Source organism: Cedecea sp. (assembly GCF_036500665.1).
Classification (GTDB): Bacteria; Pseudomonadota; Gammaproteobacteria; order Enterobacterales; family Enterobacteriaceae; genus Cedecea.
Genome location: NZ_DASYBS010000005.1, coordinates 1 through 20051, shown reverse-complemented (window position 1 = coordinate 20051; position 20051 = coordinate 1). Strand labels below are relative to the sequence as shown.

The following is a 20051-nucleotide window of genomic DNA, read 5'->3' as shown; positions in this document are numbered from 1 at the left end:
ATATGAGTAAAGCGGTTGCGATCGCTGAATCCATCGGTATCAAGATTGAGAAGAGCTGGGGTCTGGGCCGTGTAGTGACCGAGATCTTCGAGGAAGTGGCCGAAAGTCATCTGATTCAGCCGACTTTCATTACTGAATATCCGGCGGAAGTATCGCCACTGGCGCGCCGCAACGACGTTAACCCAGAGATCACTGACCGCTTCGAGTTCTTCATCGGTGGTCGTGAAATCGGTAACGGCTTCTCCGAGCTGAATGATGCAGAAGACCAGGCACAGCGCTTTGCTGACCAGGCTAATGCGAAAGACGCTGGCGATGACGAAGCGATGTTCTACGACGAAGACTACGTGACTGCACTGGAACACGGCCTGCCACCGACCGCAGGTCTGGGTATCGGTATCGACCGTATGGTCATGCTGTTCACCAACAGCCATACCATTCGTGATGTGATCCTGTTCCCGGCAATGCGCCCGCAGAAATAAGATCACATACCGAAGAGATTTCAAACCGCAGGAAGGTATAACCAACGCCCCTGTGGCTTGAAAGAGAAAGGGTATTCATATCAACCGGCACAGGTCACTGTGCCGGTTTTTTTGTCTGATGGGTGAACAGAGAGGAAAGCGATAGCTAACTGCCTAAAACATCAGCAGTTACACGTTATCTCCGCTTGCCCAGCGGGGATAACCGGTTATAATGGCAGCCGCACACCGATGCGGGTGTAGTTCAATGGTAGAACGGCAGCTTCCCAAGCTGCATACGAGGGTTCGATTCCCTTCACCCGCTCCAAACACACTTCTTCTAACGTCTACCAAAGCCCACTAAACCCAGTAATCACAAGCTTCCCGGTAAAACTCCGTTATCCCAACGTCTACACACATCTACCCAAATCTATACATCCATGTGTATAGTAATGAGTATAGGACGTTTGGTTTACCTCGGAGCTATACACAATGCCCCTCACAGACCTTGAGCTACGGCGCTCTAAGCCGCAAGACAAGCCCTATACACTCAGTGATGGCGGTGGGCTTTCTATACTCATTGAGCCGAACGGCTCCAAAGGCTGGCGTTTTCGCTATCGCTTCGACGGCAAACCAAAAATGCTTTCCCTCGGGACGTACCCCACCGTTTCATTAACCGATGCAAGGCAGAAGCGTGATGAGGCTAAAAAGCTGGTGGTGTCGGGCATCAATCCCAGCGAAGCCAGGAAGCAGCAGAAACGAGATCGGCAAGATGTTACTGGCAATACCTTTGAGGGGATTGCGCGGGAATGGTACGACAAGCGGCGCGATCGCTGGTCAGAGTCATACGCAGAAGAGATGATGAAAACGTTTGAGAGCGATGTTTTCCCATACATCGGCCATCGGCCAATTGCCGAGATAAAGCCAATGGAGCTTATGGGGACGCTTTCTAAACTGGATGAGCGCGGCGCAACAGAGAAATTGCGCAAGGTGCGCCAGCGGTGTGGGGAGGTATGGAAATATGCCATCGTCACCGGTAGGGCTGAATATAACCCAGCCCCGGATCTCGCCAGCGCGTTCTCACCACATAAAAAAGAGCACTATGCCTTCTTGTCAGTTGCCGAGTTACCCGAGTTTTTCCGCACCTTTAACACATATACCGGCAGCCTGATCGTCAAGCTGGCTATGCGCTTGCTTATTATCACAGGGACAAGGCCAGGAGAACTGCGTAAGGCTGAATGGTCGGAGTTTGATTTTGATAACCGACTCTGGGAAGTACCGCTCGAACGCATGAAGAAACGCCGTCCTCATTGTGTACCTTTATCCGACCAGGCCATCAGTATTCTGGAACAGCTTAAACCGCTGACCGGTCATTACAGCTACGTGTTTCCGGGCAGGATCCACCACAGCAAGCCAATAAGCGAAATGGCTATTAATGTGCTGGTTCGCCGTATTGGATACGCTGGACGTGTAACTGGTCACGGTTTCCGCCACACCATGAGTACCATCCTGCACGAGCAGGGCTATAACACTGCCTGGATTGAAACCCAACTGGCCCACGTCGATAAGAACAGTATCAGGGGAACTTACAACCATGCCCAGTATCTGGATGGCCGGCGGGAGATGCTTCAGTGGTATGCCGACTACATGGAAAGTCTGGAACATGGGGGAAATGTGGTGCATGGAGCATTTGGGCAACGCGCATGACTGGATGTATAGACAGTGCCATTAGGCCGCAGTAGACTCAGGTAGACGAACAAAGAATAGGCTATGTCTAGGCTGATCCCCGAAAACCCGTGCACCTCTACGGGCTTACATAGTCGCCAAGAACTTAGAGGGCGTGAGGTGGCGTATGGATAACCCTTTGGATGAATTGCAAGCCAGGAGGCAAGCATTCATTAGCGTACGAGAGTTAATTACCAAAATTACTGATTTACACCCAGAAATGTCAGTAAGTGATGTGGCTGAGTGGATTCTGCTTAAAATACAAACTGTAAGTGGGGCTGTGCCGGAACTTTTGATTAAGGAAGATGCTGGTGTTCCACGGCGAGTTAATACTTGGGGGGCTGACATACATGTTACCAGTGAATTATTATTGGGTTGGTTGATAAAGCAGGGTAATCTTGAATCCCCATATCAAGTACCAATTAAAAATATTAATAAATCCGAGCCACCAATGGATTTTGATGATGACATCCCGTTCTAACGAAAAGCAAGAATAAACTGTAAGATATTTGGAGTTACATTATGAATAATTTGGATTTTTTTGGGTTTAGTAGGGTTGATATAAGTAAGTTATTGGGAGTTAATTTATTTGACAGCCAGGCAGCCCATGAATATGCAATACGACAAGGAATTTCTGATTGGATGTTGCCATTTACATCAAGAACTAACTTGACCCTCAAGGAGGTTGCATATTTAATTTTATCTATAAAACCATACTCAAATTTAGATAGGGATTCTACGGATGTACTAAATAATTATGTCGATTCATTATGGGACTCCGTTGACAATAACGAATTAAAGTCTACTAATATCATTGTTGATGATAGCTATGGGCAAGAGAGTCGTGTCAATTGCACCCTGATAAAAAATGAAGTAGAGCAATGGATTCTGAAAAATAAATTTAATTGGCCCTTGCCGATTCATCAAGATGATAATTTCGAAATTGACTATAGACTAACTAATAAAGTTGAGAGCTCTAATACTAATCTTCAAGAAGATGTTTTTTTCTTGAACGGTCATCACTCGAGAGGATTAGATCTAATATCAATAGTACTTAAACAGTTCTGGTCAACATATGATCCGGGTGAGCGAGGCACATCGCCAAAATCCAGTGATATTGTTAATTTTTTGAAGGAAAATCATGGATGCTCAGACGCTTTTGCAAAATCAATTGATAGCGTATTGCGGCCAGATGAATTAAAAAGTGGTGGCAGGAAATAAATCAATTTAATCATTGAGTTAAACAGGTAGCCTCTTCGATGAGAAACCCCTTATCCCTTTTGGATTTTTGAGGTGTTTTTTTAGCGGAGGACTGTTTTTTCATATCAAATTCATCTCTAACATCTCACCTGTTTCAATCTTCAATGGCTTAGCGCTTTAGTAACGTCAGATCTGTTTTTTGAGATAATTATCTATAAATATAGCCCTGTAGACCGTGAGCCACTATAGGAGTTATACAATGCCAAAAATATTAATTCGTCTTCCAGAAGTGCAACGACGAACTGGTTTCAGTAAGGCTTGGCTTTATCGACTTATGAGTTTGAGGCGCTTTCCATCCGCAGTGAAGATTGGAGTTCGCTCCATTGCCTTCGTTGAAAGTGAAGTTGATGACTGGATAAATCAACGCATTGATGAGTCCCGCAAGTAGATCATTTGATAAAGAATATCGGGTGTTCATATGTTGCGTGTTGTTGCGAAAGTTTTAATGCACCATCTGGCTATCGCAACAGCAATCAAAAGCTTTAACGAGGAATAGCAAATGAAACTGAAAAATACGGCCAACACTGGCCGGGGCCAAACTCACCCCAAAGAAAGTTACAGTGATATTAACCGCAATGATTTTGCCGCAATCGTGCCAATTGTTCCTGGTCAGATTGGTGGGCGTAAAACTGGCGTTGCGAGTGCTCGATCATTCCATGAGGCGCTAGGCGTGGGGCGTGTATTTACGAGCTGGTTTAATGCTCGTGTAGCTCAATATGGTTTTGTTGAAGGCGTTGATTATGCGCGTGTTGAAAATTTGACCACACCCAAACGGGTGTCCTCAAAATCCAGGCAGAGAATTGAATATGACTATCAGATCAGTGCTGATATGGGTAAAGAGCTGGGAATGGTGGAGCGTACACCGCAAGGCCAAGCGATTCGGCAATACTTCATTCGATGCGAGGAAAAGTTACAACGTATAGCACCAAAAGATACCACTGAATTGCGCCTGCAATTGAAAGCACGTATTACGGCAGCCAGTTATTTCAAGCCAATGTGTGCAGCGCTGGAGTTGGTACGCACTGAACAGGGCAAAAATACACTGGCGCACCACTACACGACCGAGAGCAACATGATTTCTCGCTTGGTGCTGGGTGGGTTGACGGCCAAGCAGTGGGCGCAGGCAAGCGGTGTGGACGGTGATCCACGCGACAGTATGAACGCCGAGCAGTTGGAGCATTTTTCATACTTAGAGCAAACCAACATTACGCTAATCGAGCTGGGGCAGCATTACCACCATCGCAAAGCCACACTTACCCAACTATCGCAGCGTTGGTTGGCTAAGTACCTGGGGGCTGAACATGCATAATCATGCCCCATGCCAAAAAGGAGCTTCCACCTTGGCTGGCATCCGTTGCCGTTTCGCTGGTGGATCTGCCCCAATAAAAAAAGGCGAGGATTGCGCCCCCGCCCTTTGGTATCACCTGAATAAATCTCAACTTTCTGGCGTTTCCTACTTTGCTTTGCGGCGCTGTAATTCCTCGCGCGCCACGCTGACCAGTCGGTTAATCTCCTCACTGGTTGTAACGCCGATCGCTTCGACTTGTTCCAGCGCATCGAGCGACGAAAGTAGGTGGCTTTCTGTCGCGCCGTCTGTCTGGCGTCGGATTATTTCTCCTTGCAGGGCTGAGACAATAAACCCTGCCGTGGATTCTCCGTCACGTTTTAACGTTTCCAGATCAGATACCACCTCATGTGGAACTCTGACGGTAAAAAGTTGTGATTTTGCGTTTTTGTTTGCGGCCATTACCAAAACTCCGTTACTTAAGTGTGTTTCAGTATACATAAAAATGAAATACACAAAAGCCTTGACCTGTGTTTCACATGAAATTAAAGTGAAACACACATTATCCACAGGTAGAACACAGCAACACCACAGAAGCAACGAAGCCTGGAAGTGCGTCAACACTAACCAGGCCCCTAACCACAACGATAGAACCAGTATCGAGGTAGCTATGTCGAATATTACCACAGCGCCGAAGCGCTTCACCTTCCTGTTTTTGGCCGTAGTTCGTGCCAATCCACAGGCCCACCCGCACCGCGAGGAAATCACCGCCACCAGCGAGGACGAAGCCCGTTCTTTGCTAGCTGGCCGTTTTGTCCTGGTATTCGCTGGCCGTCTGCCGACGTTGGGGGGAATCCATGCATAATCAAATTCCGATGCTTAATGTGGATCTGCATATTTCCCCAGAGTTTTCTGGCCGCATTTTGTTACATGTGAAACAGGGACGGGTGACATCAGATAGGCGTCTGCTGGAAACTGAACACGTCTCAAGCCTAGATGGTTTTATTGAGTTAGTACGGCTCGCTGGCTGGCGCATCGAGCCTCATCGCGGAGAATAAAAACCATGAACAAAAAATTAACCGGTCACCTGCCGGCGGGCAAACACACCCCAAAAACCGGGGGCGCTGATATTACGCCTTGCCCCGGCCAGCGTTGGAAGGATAAACGTGGCAATGGGGTGGCGGTGACCGGGGCCAGTATCTACCGGGTGAAATTTATTCGTGATGGGTATGAATTTCCATGCGAAATGCCGACAGACCGTTTTTGCGGTGAATTTACCCACGTTGAAAAACAGACATGCACCGAATGGCGGGAGGCAATTAATCCGCTGGAGAAAACCAGAAAATTACGGGAACTGATTATTGCCCGCCGGGAGGAGCTGGAATGAAATCTGCACCAAACGTGAAGGCACTCCCGAAGGATAAAAATACAGAGGCTGTCATTATCGCCGGGGCGGATGCCTGGGTATTTGCCAAAGACTGGCAGGGTAATAACCAGGCGTGGGACACGGTGCCACCAATAACGCTGGGGCCTCAGCAACTGGCAGAGCTGGATCACCTGCGTATTATCGATAAGGGGCGTCGGTTCGCGCGAGTAAACCGTGCCGGCGCACTGGCACCGGTTCAAATTAACGCCATCGCCACCCGGTTAGCGATGGCCGGGATCACTGAGGCCCGCTTTTTTTCAGAGTCCCAGGAGCTGTTAGAAGACTGGACGCCACAGCTTGCCCGGCTACGGGATGAGGTCAAGCGCGGGGAAAATATCGAGACGTTGATCGGTCTGGGTAGCGGCGGGCAATCCGCGACGCCGGATGAGTTGGCCCCCTGCGTTGAAACAAGGGACGACGGGCTTTATTGGGTCACGCCGAAACTGGATAAGGTTTCCGGCGAGATTATCCGCCCGGGTCAGTGGCTGTGTGATCCGCTGACCATAGCTGGGATCGGCGTGGAGGACTTCGAGCGCTATCTGATATTGCGCTGGTCTCCTGCAGGTGGAGAGCAGGAACAAACTGAGGCAATCCCAATGAGGGATATTGGCGAGCGTGAAGGTTGGGCACGGCTGCGCGCTGGCGGGCTTTCTGTCACAGCAAAAAACGGCCTGCGTGCGATCCTGGCAGATTATCTCACCCGGCGTCGACATGGGCTGGTATGGACTATTGCCAGCGCCACCGGGTGGCAGAACGGCGCGTATATCATGCCTGATGGCTCAGTTATCGGTGATCCTATATCACCGGTTATTTTTAACGGTCGTTCCGGCGCCGCGCGCGGTTACACCACCAGTGGCACATCGGAGAGCTGGCGCGACCATGTAGCGGCGCTGGCGCGGGGTAATCCGTCGATGATGCTAGGCATCGCCTGCGCATTGGCTGCACCGCTGATTGGGTTGGTGGGTGCGGACGGTTTCGGCGTCCACCTGTTCGGCGGTTCCTCCGCAGGCAAGACCACCACCGGAAATATGGCGTCATCCATGTACGGTGAACCGGAGGCGCTGAAACTGACTTGGTACAGTACGGCGCTGGGACTGGTAAATGAGGCCGCTGCGCACAATGACGGGCTTATGCCATTGGACGAAATCGGCCAAGGCAGCAACCGGCGGGCGGTCGCTGAGTCGGCTTACGCGCTATTTAATGGCGTTGGCAAGTTGCAGGGGGCCAAAGATGGCGGTAACCGGGAGTTGAAGCGCTGGCGGGCTATGGCGTTCAGTACCGGGGAGATTGACCTTGAAAGCTACATCCGCGCCGACGGCGGTAAGGTCAACGCCGGGCAATTGGTACGCCTACTGAATATCCCGATCAGCAAAGCAGCAATCTTTCACAGCTTGCCGGATGGGAAAGCACACGCCGACGCTCTGCGCGATGCCTGCCGCGCTCACTACGGTGCTGCCGGCCGCACATGGATAGATTTTCTGGCGGGTCATAAGCAGGCCGCCATCGATGCATACAGACAGGCAGAGCGGCGCTGGTTAGCTCTGCTACCGGATGATGCTGGCGAGCAGGTGCACAGGGTAGCTTCTCGGTTTGCCGTGCTTGAGGCAGCGTTGGTGCTCTCTGATAACCTGACCGGATGGGATGCGGAGGAGAGCCGCGACGCCCTACAACACAGCTTTAACGCCTGGGTTAGTGAATTCGGTATGGGCAACCGAGAAGCTCGCGCCTGGGTGGAGCAGGCTGTTTCTTTCCTGCAGCGATTCGGATATAGCCGATATTTGCCACATCCGGACACGGATGCCCGTGATCTGCCAATACGGGAATTGGCCGGATACCGTGTAAGGAAAAGCAGCGATGAAACTATATCGTTTCACACCTTCCCTGCGGTATTCCATGATGAGATCGCTGCAGGGGTGAACGCGGCCGCTTTCGCTCAGGTGCTGGCTGATGCCGGGATGCTGGATAAGCCAGCCAAAGGGATAAGTAAGAAAACGCTGACCATTGACGGTAAACAAGGCCGTTTTGTGGTGCTGTGTTTACCGGAAGATGATGATGAAATGCTTCCGTGAGGCATAAATAGGGTAGGTTAAGTCGGTTAGGTCGGTTAATTGGGATAGTGTATTGATATTGTTTGTTGTTTTTTTCTTAATTTAACCGACCCTTAACCGACTTTGACCCCACTTAACCGACCTTGGCAAGTATCAGGTATGGACGAACATCCATTTAACCGACTTTGAAAAGTGTTAACCGACCCCATAAAACTGCAAAGTCGGTTAAATATGGCAAATATAGTTTTGTTAAATCAGTTAGTTATTTTATTTAACCGACTTATCCGACCTAACCGACCCACTTTTGCTTATATATAGCGAAAATTTAGGGCATTCCCTCCTGGGGAAAGCAGTTTATGGCAACACAGATAGCAGCATACGGCTGGCTGGTGGCCGATGTGCAGAGCAAGCCCACCAGCAGAGGGTAACCATCCAAGAGCAGCTGCAGCAGCAGGTTAAACAGTAGATGCGCCAGCAGGGGAGCCAGCGGCGACTAAACCCAGGTCACCACGACAAAAACAGCTCCATGCCTATCCAGAGCAACAGGGCAGGTAAAAAATCCCAGCATGGTGCTGGTGGTTGGAAATTCCCGCATATTTAGCGGGCGCCGGTTCATTACTCGCATGTGTTCAACCGCCGGGAGGACGGTATGCAGGACAACGCTGCCACACGACAATTACTGCTAACGGCGAAGCATATTGCGTGGGTGTCACTGACTCAAACACCGTGCTACTTGCGTGCGATTGCTGCCGGTGGCCAGCGGTATGATCTACATGGTCAGCTATGCGGCGAGGTGACGCCTGAACATCAGGAAACACGCGGGTGTTGCTGGCAGTCCTGAAATCCACCCGCAAAAAAAGCGTGCGGCGCAGCAGGCTCAGAGTGTGGACGAACGACGGCGGAGAAAGTCGAGGTGTCGGAGCAGTCGGGATTATGGCGCCGTGCCGCCCGCTGTTGGCTGTAAGTATCAACGATGCTAGACGGGAGCGTGTCGCCCAGCGCCGGGAACGACGCATTGCGGTGGCAGTGAAAATCAGAGCCTTCGCTAATTTTTTAGTCTTAATTTTTCACTAAAATCCTCGCACGCGAAAAAAAATAGGTATAAAATCCCATTAGGCGAAACGTGAGCAAGGTGGAAAGATGCGTCAAAACATACCAGGTACCTTAGTAAGTAATTTAGCCAAAGACTTAGTTATGGGGATCAATGAGTCACTATATGCAGGCGCAGAACGGGCTTTTGTTCGAGCGAAGCATGATGCTACTGGGCACCGGGCGTCCATCCTCGGAAACATGCGCCATTGGTGCATGAACGAAGAGTTTTATAAGTCCTTACTGGCAAACGGCTGTTCACCTAGCCCGTTGAAAGGGAACAACTTGGTCACTGGAAAAAGTGGCATTTTTAACATTGGTCGTATCAATGACAATAATGTGTCATGGAATAATTTAACACGGGCTAAAACCAGGCAAAGATTGGCTGAACATAACCGTTTCATCGAGTCTCTTGTTCAGCCCAGCCTCTTTGGCGATCCTGAGGATATCCTTACTGCCACAGTGTTTTTTCTTGCCCGTTTTTCGGGTAGTTTTTCCGAGCAACCGGAATCACCGCTTTCAGTAGAGTTAGTTGTTCCGAGTTCTGATATGAGATCTTGGCTGTTCCGTGAGGACATCGGACTCTTTTTGAGACGATACGACCAAGTGATTTCGCAGAGCGACAAGGCCTTGCCGAAGCTTAAAAGCAACAAAGTTAAAAAAGATGGAACAGAGGAATAAATTGAATGAGTAGAGGTATTGCAGAGTTCCAGCCAGAAAGGTTAGTGCAGGTGCTCGCAGCCAGGAGACTCTCTCAAACGCAACTAGCCACGATGGTTGGGGTTTCACCCGCGACTATAAGCAAATGGCGTTCAGCTCAACAAACACCAGAAGCAGAGGCTCTTGAAAGGTTGGCCACGGTTGTGAACGTTGCACCCGAATGGTTTACCCGTCCGCTACCTGCCAAGATGTCAAAGCCACTTTTCCGCAGTAATGCGAGTGCTCATACAGCGGCAAGGTTAATGCTGGAAGCCCGTATTGAATGGGCCAATGAACTGGTGGTTAGGTTAGAAGAATATGTCGATTTACCAGATCTATGCTTGCCGATTCGTTCTTTCTCAAACATTGATGAAATCAGCGATTCTGACATAGAAGATGCTGCACTTGAGTGCCGTGCTAAATGGGGGTTAGGGAGGAACGAAATTCCAGATCTGGCATTAGCCGCTGAAAGTAATGGCATAATTTTAATAAGGGAAGAGACTGGGATTGCTCAAATTGAAGGGCTATCAGCATGGAGTCAGGAGCTTGAGAGGCCATTTGTCCTACTCTCTTCGGATAAGGAAAATGCTTTTAGGAGTCGCTTTGATCTTGCTCACGAGATTGGGCATTTAATCCTGCATAAAAAAGTTGGAAATGAACTGGATTCTGAACGTTATAAACTTAAAGAGAGTCAGGCCCATCAGTTTGCGGGGGCTTTATTATTACCGGCTGAATTACTGGCAGACCAAATCAGATTACCTGTAACGTTAGATAGTTTATTATTAATAAAACAGCGTTATGGTGTATCAGTGGCCGCAATTATAATGCGCTTACATGCTATTAAATTGATATCCGATGAAGAAAAGTTGAACTTGTTTAAGCGTCGTTCTGCACGCTGGGGGGCGAAATCTGAACCAGGGGATGATTACAGGAAACCAGAGTTACCTCGGTTGCTTAAACGTACAATCGACTTGTTGATATCTTCAGGATTATTTACTCTAGATGGTATCACTGGCTTTTTCGGGTTGTCGGCAACTGATCTTGAAATGTTATTAGGATTGCCAAATAATTATCTCAAAAGTCAGGCATCAGTTGTGCATTTAGCAACTTTAAAAAGCCAAATTAAAAATGCGCGTATGCAATCTCACTCATCAACTAGCAGTGTAGTAGACTTTGTTAGTCGAAAAGCTAGAGAAGACTAGTGCGTTTAAGGATAAAGATTTATGAAGGACCATGGTTGTATTAATTTAGCTCTTGATATAAGGGCTGTTTTTGAGAGGCATCATGAGTTATTAGATGACCTCTCGTTTCCATTCTTTTCTCAATTTCCAACAAACTCCTGTCAAAGTGCATCGGTTTTTTTAGGTATTTGTTTACAGCAACTTTTCCCGGAAAAAACAGTAAGGATAATTCACGGGACAACAAGAGGGGATGATAACTATCATCACTTCTGGGTGGAAGTAGATAAGAAAGTCTATGATCTTACGTTAGATCAGTTTCAGTCTTGGTTAGGGGGCAGATTTGATGGCATATCTAAGCCAATTTATTCTGAAAAAAAACACCCATTAGCTAACTACTTTTTCTATAAGCAGCGAGATGATATCACAGATGCTTTTGTAACCTTTGTTACTCAGCATGCTAATCTAAATGAAGTCTTAAATGCTTTCAATTTTTGTTATATCGAATTAGGTAAATTAGGATGGTTTTCTGATTTTAGTGATCTCAAACGAGATAAATATTAATCTACAATAAATATATAACACGCGGTTTATATATAGTGAAAGGATGTGCGGCTTATGTTGATGAGCAAACCTGTAGACAACATAACCTCCTAAATAACAAAAAGAAAAAGGCATTGTGCTGCCGTGATAACGTAGCATGATCAGCATAAACGACAGGAGTTAAGTTATGGCTGGTTTATTCAGCACTGGCGACGCTGGTGCTATGTTTGAGCACCTGAAAAATAAGTGGGTGACGTTTTACGATCAGCCGTCAGAGGAGGGGCTGATTGATACTCTGTTTCCTATGTTCCACCTCAGAGAGTGGATTTATCTGGGAAGGCAGAGCGATTATAAGGGAAAGCCAGAAGGTGAACTGAGCCTAGAAGCGGCTCTTGATAAATCGCTGTGGGAGCTTCCTGAATACTTGGTAGTTAAATCTTTGTGCAACCATACCAAGCACTATTCTTGCGATCCGAAAAAGAACACTGAGCATGTTACCGTTGAGATCAAAGGGTCCCCTGTTGGTTTGATGAAATGTAGTGACCAGCTAAACAGTTCTTACTTTTTGGTTGATGGACGGGATATCCGGGATATCTTTATGGCAGTGTACCAAGTCTATTACGAATATTTTGGTTGAACTTCTAGTTTCTGGTACGCTCACCTAACGAGTGGACTTTTGAGTTAAAGTGAGCTGAATCGAGGATATTGTATGTATAGGAATTTAATTTCAACTTGCGAGAATGTTGCGTCTACTGCTCTAAACTCGATTTGTACTACTCCCTTCACGAAATCAAAAACGGTTAATACCTCGCAAGCTAGGGCTGTGATAATGGATACACTAGCTGTGATAGAAGAAACAATGTGACAGCCGGAGTGATGGTAACTAAAATCACTTTGTTAAAATCATGAGGTGAAAATGGACGCTGATTTAATTTCTTATGAGTCGATGCTGGCTGCGCGCGATTCAGCAAACTGGGCATATTGGAGCATGATTGCTGCCTTTTTCTCAGCAGGGGCAACTCTACTTGCCGCGATAATTGCTTTTTTGACCATTAATAGCTGGAGACATCAAGCGCGTGCGCAAGAGGTGAGAAACTTTATTTTAGCGGTCTATAATTTTCATAATGTGATGATCAGAGCCCCGGAATTGCAAGCGGGAAAAGAATTAGAAGGTTTAGATTATGAATTGTGTATGCAAACGTACAAAGCGTTGTCATCGGTTTATGAGGCGAACCTAATGATTCAATCTGCCAAAGTAAGGGGCAAGACCGCGACGCTTTTCAGTCAACTATCGGATGTGCAAATACAGTATAGAAAATATGAATTAACGCGAGATGAAGCGGTTAAGAAAATTTTAGAAATAAGAACTTCAAGCCCACTACTAAGAGCATCATATTAACCGCTTCCAGGCGGTTTTTTATTGCCCATCACAGAGCGCCCATACGGACGCTGCGTAATGCGCAAAGCAAAGTCACCACGATACTCCGGCTCGCTGTGGGGGTAGCGCTGGTGGCTTTTTTTATTCTGGGGGGAGCATGGCAAAACCGGACTGGGGGGCATTGCAAAATCAGTTCCTCACCGAGCACGCCAAGAGCAACGTTTCCCCTAAGGCATGGTGTGAGGCTAACGAATTAAACTACGCGACAGCCCGCCGCTACATAAAACTACCTGCGCAAAGTGACGCGCAAATTGCGCAGAGTGCGCAAAACAGTCAAACCCCAACAGCACCTAAGGCCGGAGAGCCCTAGCACTGGCAATAAAACAGAGGGAGAGCGCCAAGAAAGCCCAATCCTCTTGAAACCACAGCATGAGCAATTTGTGCAGGGTATGCCAGGACAAGATGCCAGTAGGTACGGCCGTAACGTCGGCCTCTGTCGACATTAATTACATTGCTATAATTGCAATGATCATTGATATCATCCCGATTTATGCAATAATAAAAACTGGGTAAATAAACAGTGAGGCAAGGTAATGGCGAAGGCAAATGTTAAGGCTGTACTGCTCCGCAATGACCAGATAGAGGCCATGCGCAAGCTGCAGGGCGAGGTCCGCGAGAAGTCGGGTATTGGCGTAGCGCCAAGTATTCATGCCATCGCTCGCGGGCTGGTGGATAAGGCCTTGAGTCTAGAGGCCTCGGGGTAAATAGCAACCCACCTCACAACTACACCCTGAAGGATAAGCGATGGATATTATTTCAATTGTATTTCGGCAGCAAAATCGGCGAATTGCGACTATCGTGCCGAGTGTTGTCATTTCGGAGAAGCACAATGACACGCTGGAAATCACCGAGCATCCCGTGGAGCGTCCCACCACATCGGGCGGAAAGGGTAACGCCGGGGCCAGCTCAGCCGGTGCGGGATATGTCGCGGATCACGCCTACCGTCGCCCTGCCGAGGTGACAATGGAACTGGGCTTCGCGGGTGGCGGCTCGTTGCTGGATGGGGTGGATACCACCCAGATGTTCGATCTCAGCAGCGGCTTGTCTCTGGGTACCAGCCCCCGGGACATCTACCAGCAGTTGCTTGATTTGCAGCGCGAGTGCGTCCCGTTCGACGTCACCACCGGCAAACGCCAGTACCAGAACATGCTGATCAAATCGCTGGACATCACGACCGACAAGACCAGTGAAAATGTGTTGATGTGCTCACTGACGCTGCGTGAGGTCATCATCACGCAAACACAAAACAAATCGGTAGCCGATAAGGCGAACATGAAGGACGGCGTGAGCACCTCTGCTACCCAGAATACGGGAACCAAATCCCCTAAACCCGTTAATGAAAGCGTTTTGCTACAAATGCAAAATGGGAAAGATTACCTTTTGGGCCAACTGAATCGAGGCGCCAAATGAATAAGCAGGAAATGCCGTTGATGCTGTCGGAGCGGATGTACAACAACGAACCGGTGCCGCCGACGAAGCTGGGTATCGGCAGCCATCTATACTACGTGCAGGGGTAGTCATGAGTCAGAACTGGATGCGCCACTTTGAGCTTGTGCTCTCCGACGATAGCGGGGAAGGCATTGTGCTAAGCGATTTAAAAGTGACGTTCGAAATTGAATGGAGCGATGTTAAGTTTCCCAGCGTTGCCACGGTGAAGGTCTACAACCTGTCGCCGCACACCCAAAACCGCATCATGAAGCGTGAGTTTTCAAAGATGCAAATTATCGCCGGCTATGACGGTATCGCCCCTGACGTGACCGCCGATCAGGTCGGTAAAGCCCGTTCGGTTGATGCGGAACAAACCGGTCAGCGTGACGGGCAAAACTTCGGGCTGATTTACAGCGGCGACATCAGGTTTACCGTTACCGGTAAAGACAACCCTACCGACTCTTGGGTGATGATCCAGGCATGTGATTCCCTTGAGGCCTATTTGAACGCCTTTATCAGCACCACACTGGCAAAAGGCTATACGGTCAGCGACGTTTATCAACTGTTGATACGTTCCCTTGAGCCTTACGGCATCGCCAAGGGTAGCGTGCCGGAATTCCCGCCCACCGTTTACCCACGCGGAAAAGTGTTCCACGGCTTCGTTCATGAGTATCTTGATAACGTCGCAGATCAGTGCGGCGCAACCTGGCAGTTTGCTTATGGCCGGCTCGATATGCGTACCAAAGACATGATTGCGCACGATGCTGTTGTGCTGAACGCCGATACCGGGCTGGTGGGTATGCCACAGCAAACCATTGGCGCCGGTGTGAACGTGCAGTGCTTTATCAACCCACGCATAAAGATTGGCGGGCTCATCCAGTTGGATCAGGCCTCGGTATACCGCAATGCGTTATCGTCGAATGATGTGGCGCGTTCAGGCGTTATCACTGAGGAAAATCGGAACGGCAATATGGTATTGACGGGAACAGCCCAACAGCCCGCCAGCGTCGCCACTGATGGCGTTTATATCGTGCGCTGGATACAGTACCGCGGCGACACTCGCGGGCAAAACTGGTACATGGAAATTGTCTGTGAGGCCCGAGGCGCCGCGGACTTATATTCTGCATCCGCACAACAGAAGGTTTACTCATGAAAATAAAGACAAAGGTTTTTTCTGTCCTTTTCTCCTCAGCGCTGATCGGCATTAGCAATTTCGCTATCGCCGATCTTCAGTGTGGTGGATTCAGGCTCCATGCTGCAAGTGATGGTTGGACGCGGGTGAATGGCGAAAAAGTCACATCGCAGAAAATAACATTTCTAAAACAAAAAGATGACTGGGACAACATGAAAACGGACATGACCCTTATGCCGGCACGTGATGGCTTCATGTACGGTTTTGAGTTCGTCAAGCGCAACGGCAAGGCGTTTTTGAATGTCGAGCTGATCCGTGCCAACGTGGATGCGCCGCGGCTTATTGGCTCATTCGACTGTCACAAAGTCGCTGGCTGAGGGGGAATAAATGGCAAACGTTAGACCCACGAGTGAAAGTGAAGTCGCTGACGCAGTCCAAAAGAACACCATTTCGAAAGTGCGCACGGCGGCGCCGGGCATCATTCAGGCATTCGACCCAGAAACCGTGACCTGCACTGTTCAGTTGTCTGTTCGTGGCTTCAATCTGGGCGACGAGAGCAAAATCTCAACCAATCTGCCGCTGCTGGTGGATGTCCCGGTCATTTTCCCGCGTGGCGGCGGCGTCACGCTCACCTTCCCAATAGCGGAGGGTGATGAATGCCTTGTTGTGTTTGCTGACCGCTGTATCGATTTCTGGTGGCAGAACGGCAGCGTACAAGAGCCGGTTGATGGGCGTATGCGAGATATGTCGGATGCTTTCGTCATTCCCGGCCCACAGTCTCAGGTGAAAAAAATCAGCGGCATCAGTACCAGCGCCGCACAGCTGCGCACCGATGATGGCGCCGCATTTATCGAACTCGACCCCAGCAGCAATGCGGTGACCGTTACCACGCCGGGCAAGCTGACCGCTACGGCAGAGGAAACCACGGTCAACGGCGCGGTCATTTTCAACGGGCCCGTCACATTTAATTCCAGCGTGACGCAATCAGAAGGCAAAGGTGATGCGTCGTTTGGCGGCAACGTCACAGCTAAAGGCGACATCACAGCCGGCAGTATCAGCCTGCAAAATCACACGCACGGCGGTGTAGAAACCGGCGGCGGCAACACAGGATCACCGCAATGACCGCTATTGAGAAAATTAATCCGGAAGGCCTGGCATCCACCAGCGACAATAACGCCCCCCGCACCTGGCAGGATGATATGGCTAACCAGCCAGAGACAACCGGCACGGGCACCCACGGCGAACGAATGATTAGCCCAGACTCGCTACGGTCGGACAACCTGCGCCAGCGTCTGGGCTAAATACGCGTGCTGGCGGAGTGCTACGAAATGAATAAGGCTGCCCGCCGGCATCATTGTGAGGTGTATTGATGTTGATGAGTAAAGCAGAGTACGCCAGGCACCGAGGCGTTAGCCGTCAGACCGTCTACGGCTGGATAGCCAAGGGCGAGCTGGTCATGTCCGGCAAGAAAATCGATGTAGCGGCCACAGCGCGCCGGCAAAGCCCGACCCCGATCGGTGGTAACCCTTGGCCGAATCGCACCATGCCGCTCACATGGCGGCAGGCGGCGGAATGGGTGTGGGCCCATGATGACAAAAATCCACCAGCGGCAAATCCTGCAGAAGCCCGTGAACGCCTGGAGGCCGCCGTCGATGAACTTGGGTTCGACATCGAGTTTTTAGACGGTGATTTCATTGGCGTGCGGATTTACGACAGCGGCGCCACTGATGAAGAAGAACACTATTTTGGATGCGATGGTTACGAGAACGGTGCTCAAGCGTTTCTCAGGGCTTACCTGGCTTACACCGCAATGGAAAGCCCAGACGAAGAGGCTGACTGGAGCCCTGAGGGATTAGCGGCACTCTGTAAGCCATTGCTGGCTCTGTAGCGACTCAACGCGGCGCCCATGCTTGACGCTTTGACAGAAATTCACCGGAAAAGTGTTAACGTTGCAAGAAAACGAAACGGAAACCTGACACTTTCAGCCGACGAAACCCAAGAAACCGGGGGTAATGCGATTTTTTAACGTAAAAGTGTCAACCTGCAGCGCTAAGAATTGTTGAGGAAAGGTCGGCAGCAATAGCGACGAATATAGACATTTATGTCCAGTTTACGGCTTGGGCATGGTAAGAAATGGTAACGTTGCGAGCGTTACAAGACTGGCAATAAATTTATAGCATGGCGATGGTGCGGCACTTTTCGCGGGCAGATAGGAACAAATAGTAACGTTGCGGGCGTTTCAGTTATCCAAATCCTAGGAAATCTTAGGGTAAAAGCCGTTATTCAGTTACCTGACATCCGGTGATAAAGCGTCGTCGCCGATGTGCATCTGAAATCCTAACGTTCCTGCCCCGCCAACTCGAATGTATGCAAATGTTAACGTTCAGCGCACAGACTCGCTGGTGGTGCGAATAGTAAGAAATAGTAAGGTTCAGCAAGCCAAATCTTTACAAATCTTGGTTTCCAACGCTTCCCGCGACCAGATGCGTCGGCAAATGATAACATTTGATAACGTTCAGGCCGCCAGAGTAAAACCACCCAGGAGGTAAAACCATGTTAGATCACCACTCCATAGAACAGGCTCTAATCAGCTCAGCCCACCAGCAAGGGGTAGAACTGAACGGCAAAGACCTGTTGGATCTGCGCACTGGTGTAGCGGCCACTCTGGCAGCAAAGGAGCGTTATCGGCAATGCATGAATGCATCAATCTACTACTAGAAGAAACCAGGCCCGCGCTGATAGTGAGCAAATATAGTTATCGTTTTTTACTCCCTGAAATTGGGCTTTCATTCATGATTCTATCGATGAGTGGCTTATGATTTGAGAGGGCAAAGGTGCGAGGATTGATGTAAATGGCATCCTCTCTGACACGATATTGCTTGCCGTGTTTCTCCGGTGGTGGATATATATTACCGTTTCTTGCCCACCGCTGTAGGGTCGGTAGTGTTGGGGGGGTATCGGAGTAAATTCTTTTGCTCCACTCTTCCAATGTTAAGAGTTTCATTTCATATATCCCTCTCTCAATAGCCGTTGCTGCAGAACATCAAGGGTGTTGCGGACTGTTGATATATTCTGAGTGATACCACAATCTTTTAGCAAAATAGCAGTTACCATATTCGAAACATCACGGAACAATATCGACACCAGATAGTTTACTGATCCCCCTTCAATACGAATACGCCGCTCGACCGGGAGCGCTGCAAGCATGGCGCTAGACAATTCCTGCATTTTTGTCCGTGCAGCTTTCGAGTCACCTCGCATGTGACGAAAAATAGCTTGGCGGTTATTGTAGATGGCTTTCCAGTCCGCGAGTCCGTTTTCGTCCTCAATTGGATACAGCCGTACCCGACCATTGCCGCCACCCATCTGGAACCATGCCCGGGTGATTTCAATGGCTACATGTCCTTGGCTGCGATCCGCTGCCCATGCGTTAATTTCGTTTTTCAACTTCTCAATTTCTTCCATTCTGCGTCTCCTGTCGCTGAAAACTGATTACGATTAATCAGTTTTTTATCTGCCCCATAATCTAAGTTTTGGGTCAGAACATAAGGAAACAGAGAGATGTAAAAACGTGAGCCGTGTATGACGCTAATCACCGATGAGGACATGATCGAGATCACCGGTGCACATTTTCCATCTAAACAATGCCAAATACTGAGGGAGCACGGTAGCACCAGTGGAGTGGTGATATTCACGACAGAGTTCTACAGCACTTGCTCTGGCTGGCGGATTATTGCCACGGGTAACACTCCACCAGCGCCGATCCCTATATGGGTAAAAATCACTCGAAATCGCGGCAAGCAAAAACAAATGTGTATAGGAATGTGTGTAGTTTCATTTTTATAAATCCAGTAAATACCGTGGTTACTGGCTTTTGTTGATGGCGTTCTACTCCCTTCACCGCTCCAATCCAATCTGTTCCAAACCAAACCAAACCAAACCAAACCAAACCAAACCAAACCAAACCAAACCAAACTGTTCCTTAAGTACTTTTCGCTAACACATCACAAGTCACGACGTATTTGAACGTGTATATGCCGACAACAGCATTGTGGGAAAGACCGTCCGTCTTGCGGTTTGGTATTTTTTCGCCTTCATACTGCTATGAAGGCGTTTTTGGTTACTTGGATAGGTGACGTTTGCCTGGCAGGGGTTGGGGCGTTTACTCCTGAAGACATTCCCGCTGATTGGGCACAGAGACCAGTACGATGGTGTTAGCGATGCTGGAAAACAGCAGCAGGATAATCAGCATATTCACTGCGCTCACACCGAGCATCCCCATTATCCAGATATAACCGGCAGAGAACGCGATCTGGCAAATGGCAAGCACGGAACTTGCCAAGCC

28 protein-coding genes, 1 tRNA gene and 2 pseudogenes are annotated in these 20051 nt (G+C 49.1%); 27 read left to right on the top strand and 4 right to left on the bottom strand.

Going from position 1 to position 20051, the window contains the following annotated elements; genetic code table 11:
• The 7 genes from VGM55_RS00680 to VGM55_RS00650 all read left to right on the top strand — a co-directional run.
• Nucleotides 1-479 (top strand): amino acid--tRNA ligase-related protein (locus tag VGM55_RS00680; RefSeq protein WP_331634267.1); only part of this gene is annotated, 479 nt, incomplete at its 5' end.
• Between the two features lie 230 nt (nt 480-709).
• Nucleotides 710-783: transfer RNA gene (locus VGM55_RS00675), tRNA-Gly, on the top strand.
• Between the two features lie 164 nt (nt 784-947).
• Nucleotides 948-2162: a tyrosine-type recombinase/integrase gene (locus VGM55_RS00670; protein WP_331634266.1), complete on the top strand. Its 1215-nt coding sequence runs from the start codon at nt 948-950 to the stop codon at nt 2160-2162.
• Between the two features lie 145 nt (nt 2163-2307).
• Entirely contained in the window at nt 2308-2661 is a 354-nt protein-coding gene (locus tag VGM55_RS00665) for a hypothetical protein (RefSeq protein WP_331634265.1), read from the top strand.
• Nucleotides 2662-2702: 41 nt separating this feature from the next.
• Nucleotides 2703-3401 carry a hypothetical protein gene (locus VGM55_RS00660; RefSeq protein ID WP_331634264.1) on the top strand — a complete coding sequence of 233 codons (699 nt, stop codon included), beginning with the start codon at nt 2703-2705 and terminating at the stop codon, nt 3399-3401.
• Between the two features lie 238 nt (nt 3402-3639).
• Nucleotides 3640-3828: an AlpA family transcriptional regulator gene (locus VGM55_RS00655; RefSeq protein ID WP_331634263.1), complete on the top strand. Its 189-nt coding sequence runs from the start codon at nt 3640-3642 to the stop codon at nt 3826-3828.
• A gap of 111 nt (nt 3829-3939) precedes the next feature.
• Nucleotides 3940-4749, top strand: a complete 810-nt coding sequence (locus tag VGM55_RS00650; RefSeq protein WP_331634261.1) for an antA/AntB antirepressor family protein — start codon at nt 3940-3942, stop codon at nt 4747-4749.
• A 144-nt stretch (nt 4750-4893) separates the two neighbouring features.
• On the opposite strand, the gene VGM55_RS00645 is transcribed toward VGM55_RS00650, so the two are convergent.
• Nucleotides 4894-5187 (bottom strand): YlcI/YnfO family protein, encoded by a 294-nt coding sequence (locus VGM55_RS00645; protein ID WP_331634260.1) that lies wholly within the window; start codon nt 5185-5187, stop codon nt 4894-4896.
• A 208-nt stretch (nt 5188-5395) separates the two neighbouring features.
• Here VGM55_RS00645 and VGM55_RS00640 point away from each other — a divergent pair, with 208 nt between their 5' ends.
• From VGM55_RS00640 to VGM55_RS00550, 19 genes and pseudogenes are all read left to right on the top strand, one after another.
• Nucleotides 5396-5590: a host cell division inhibitor Icd-like protein gene (locus tag VGM55_RS00640; RefSeq protein WP_331634259.1), complete on the top strand. Its 195-nt coding sequence runs from the start codon at nt 5396-5398 to the stop codon at nt 5588-5590.
• Nucleotides 5583-5783 (top strand): hypothetical protein, encoded by a 201-nt coding sequence (locus VGM55_RS00635; protein ID WP_331634258.1) that lies wholly within the window; start codon nt 5583-5585, stop codon nt 5781-5783. The genes VGM55_RS00640 and VGM55_RS00635 overlap by 8 nt, the downstream gene beginning before the upstream one ends.
• 5 nt (nt 5784-5788) lie before the next feature.
• A complete protein-coding gene (locus VGM55_RS00630) occupies nt 5789-6112 on the top strand; it encodes a DUF4222 domain-containing protein (protein WP_331634257.1) in 324 nt (107 codons plus the stop codon).
• Nucleotides 6109-8220, top strand: coding sequence for a DUF927 domain-containing protein (locus tag VGM55_RS00625; protein WP_331634256.1), 2112 nt, complete (start codon nt 6109-6111; stop codon nt 8218-8220). The genes VGM55_RS00630 and VGM55_RS00625 overlap by 4 nt, the downstream gene beginning before the upstream one ends.
• Nucleotides 8221-8848: 628 nt before the next feature.
• Nucleotides 8849-9040 (top strand): ProQ/FINO family protein, encoded by a 192-nt coding sequence (locus VGM55_RS00620; protein ID WP_331634255.1) that lies wholly within the window; start codon nt 8849-8851, stop codon nt 9038-9040.
• Between the two features lie 299 nt (nt 9041-9339).
• Nucleotides 9340-9969 (top strand): hypothetical protein, encoded by a 630-nt coding sequence (locus VGM55_RS00615; protein ID WP_331634254.1) that lies wholly within the window; start codon nt 9340-9342, stop codon nt 9967-9969.
• Between the two features lie 5 nt (nt 9970-9974).
• Complete coding sequence (locus tag VGM55_RS00610) at nt 9975-11189, top strand: XRE family transcriptional regulator (protein WP_331634253.1); 1215 nt, start codon at nt 9975-9977, stop codon at nt 11187-11189.
• Nucleotides 11190-11210: 21 nt separating this feature from the next.
• Nucleotides 11211-11729 carry a hypothetical protein gene (locus VGM55_RS00605; RefSeq protein WP_331634252.1) on the top strand — a complete coding sequence of 173 codons (519 nt, stop codon included), beginning with the start codon at nt 11211-11213 and terminating at the stop codon, nt 11727-11729.
• 166 nt (nt 11730-11895) lie between these two features.
• The gene (locus VGM55_RS00600; protein ID WP_331634250.1) at nt 11896-12345 is read left to right on the top strand and encodes a hypothetical protein; all 450 of its coding nucleotides are present in this window, start codon (nt 11896-11898) and stop codon (nt 12343-12345) included.
• 279 nt (nt 12346-12624) lie between these two features.
• Nucleotides 12625-13107: a hypothetical protein gene (locus VGM55_RS00595; RefSeq protein ID WP_331634249.1), complete on the top strand. Its 483-nt coding sequence runs from the start codon at nt 12625-12627 to the stop codon at nt 13105-13107.
• 136 nt (nt 13108-13243) lie between these two features.
• Nucleotides 13244-13450: pseudogene (locus VGM55_RS00590) on the top strand (terminase small subunit); the annotation flags it as partial.
• A gap of 229 nt (nt 13451-13679) precedes the next feature.
• Nucleotides 13680-13850 carry a hypothetical protein gene (locus tag VGM55_RS00585; protein ID WP_331634247.1) on the top strand — a complete coding sequence of 57 codons (171 nt, stop codon included), beginning with the start codon at nt 13680-13682 and terminating at the stop codon, nt 13848-13850.
• A 40-nt stretch (nt 13851-13890) separates the two neighbouring features.
• The gene (locus VGM55_RS00580; protein ID WP_331634246.1) at nt 13891-14556 is read left to right on the top strand and encodes a phage baseplate protein; all 666 of its coding nucleotides are present in this window, start codon (nt 13891-13893) and stop codon (nt 14554-14556) included.
• Between the two features lie 109 nt (nt 14557-14665).
• The gene (locus tag VGM55_RS00575; RefSeq protein WP_331634245.1) at nt 14666-15727 is read left to right on the top strand and encodes a hypothetical protein; all 1062 of its coding nucleotides are present in this window, start codon (nt 14666-14668) and stop codon (nt 15725-15727) included.
• Entirely contained in the window at nt 15724-16083 is a 360-nt protein-coding gene (locus VGM55_RS00570) for a hypothetical protein (protein WP_331634244.1), read from the top strand. The genes VGM55_RS00575 and VGM55_RS00570 overlap by 4 nt, the downstream gene beginning before the upstream one ends.
• A 10-nt stretch (nt 16084-16093) precedes the next feature.
• A complete protein-coding gene (locus tag VGM55_RS00565) occupies nt 16094-16828 on the top strand; it encodes a Gp138 family membrane-puncturing spike protein (RefSeq protein WP_331634243.1) in 735 nt (244 codons plus the stop codon).
• On the top strand, nt 16825-17007 hold the full coding sequence (locus tag VGM55_RS00560; protein WP_331634242.1) for a hypothetical protein: 183 nt from the start codon (nt 16825-16827) through the stop codon (nt 17005-17007). The genes VGM55_RS00565 and VGM55_RS00560 overlap by 4 nt, the downstream gene beginning before the upstream one ends.
• 68 nt (nt 17008-17075) lie before the next feature.
• Nucleotides 17076-17594: a DNA-binding protein gene (locus VGM55_RS00555; RefSeq protein ID WP_331634241.1), complete on the top strand. Its 519-nt coding sequence runs from the start codon at nt 17076-17078 to the stop codon at nt 17592-17594.
• A gap of 665 nt (nt 17595-18259) precedes the next feature.
• On the top strand, nt 18260-18424 hold the full coding sequence (locus VGM55_RS00550) for a hypothetical protein (RefSeq protein WP_331634240.1): 165 nt from the start codon (nt 18260-18262) through the stop codon (nt 18422-18424).
• A gap of 37 nt (nt 18425-18461) precedes the next feature.
• Here the strand turns inward: VGM55_RS00550 and VGM55_RS00545 are convergent, their stop codons facing one another.
• Nucleotides 18462-18710 carry an excisionase gene (locus tag VGM55_RS00545; RefSeq protein WP_331634239.1) on the bottom strand — a complete coding sequence of 83 codons (249 nt, stop codon included), beginning with the start codon at nt 18708-18710 and terminating at the stop codon, nt 18462-18464.
• Nucleotides 18707-19171 (bottom strand): toxin YdaT family protein, encoded by a 465-nt coding sequence (locus tag VGM55_RS00540; protein WP_331634238.1) that lies wholly within the window; start codon nt 19169-19171, stop codon nt 18707-18709. The genes VGM55_RS00545 and VGM55_RS00540 overlap by 4 nt, the downstream gene beginning before the upstream one ends.
• Before the next feature lie 117 nt (nt 19172-19288).
• On the opposite strand from VGM55_RS00540, the gene VGM55_RS27455 reads away from it, so the two are divergent.
• Nucleotides 19289-19552 carry a DUF4224 domain-containing protein gene (locus VGM55_RS27455; RefSeq protein WP_414648173.1) on the top strand — a complete coding sequence of 88 codons (264 nt, stop codon included), beginning with the start codon at nt 19289-19291 and terminating at the stop codon, nt 19550-19552.
• A 316-nt stretch (nt 19553-19868) separates the two neighbouring features.
• Here VGM55_RS27455 and VGM55_RS00535 read toward each other — a convergent pair.
• Nucleotides 19869-20051 (bottom strand): annotated as a pseudogene (locus tag VGM55_RS00535) (hypothetical protein); the annotation flags it as partial.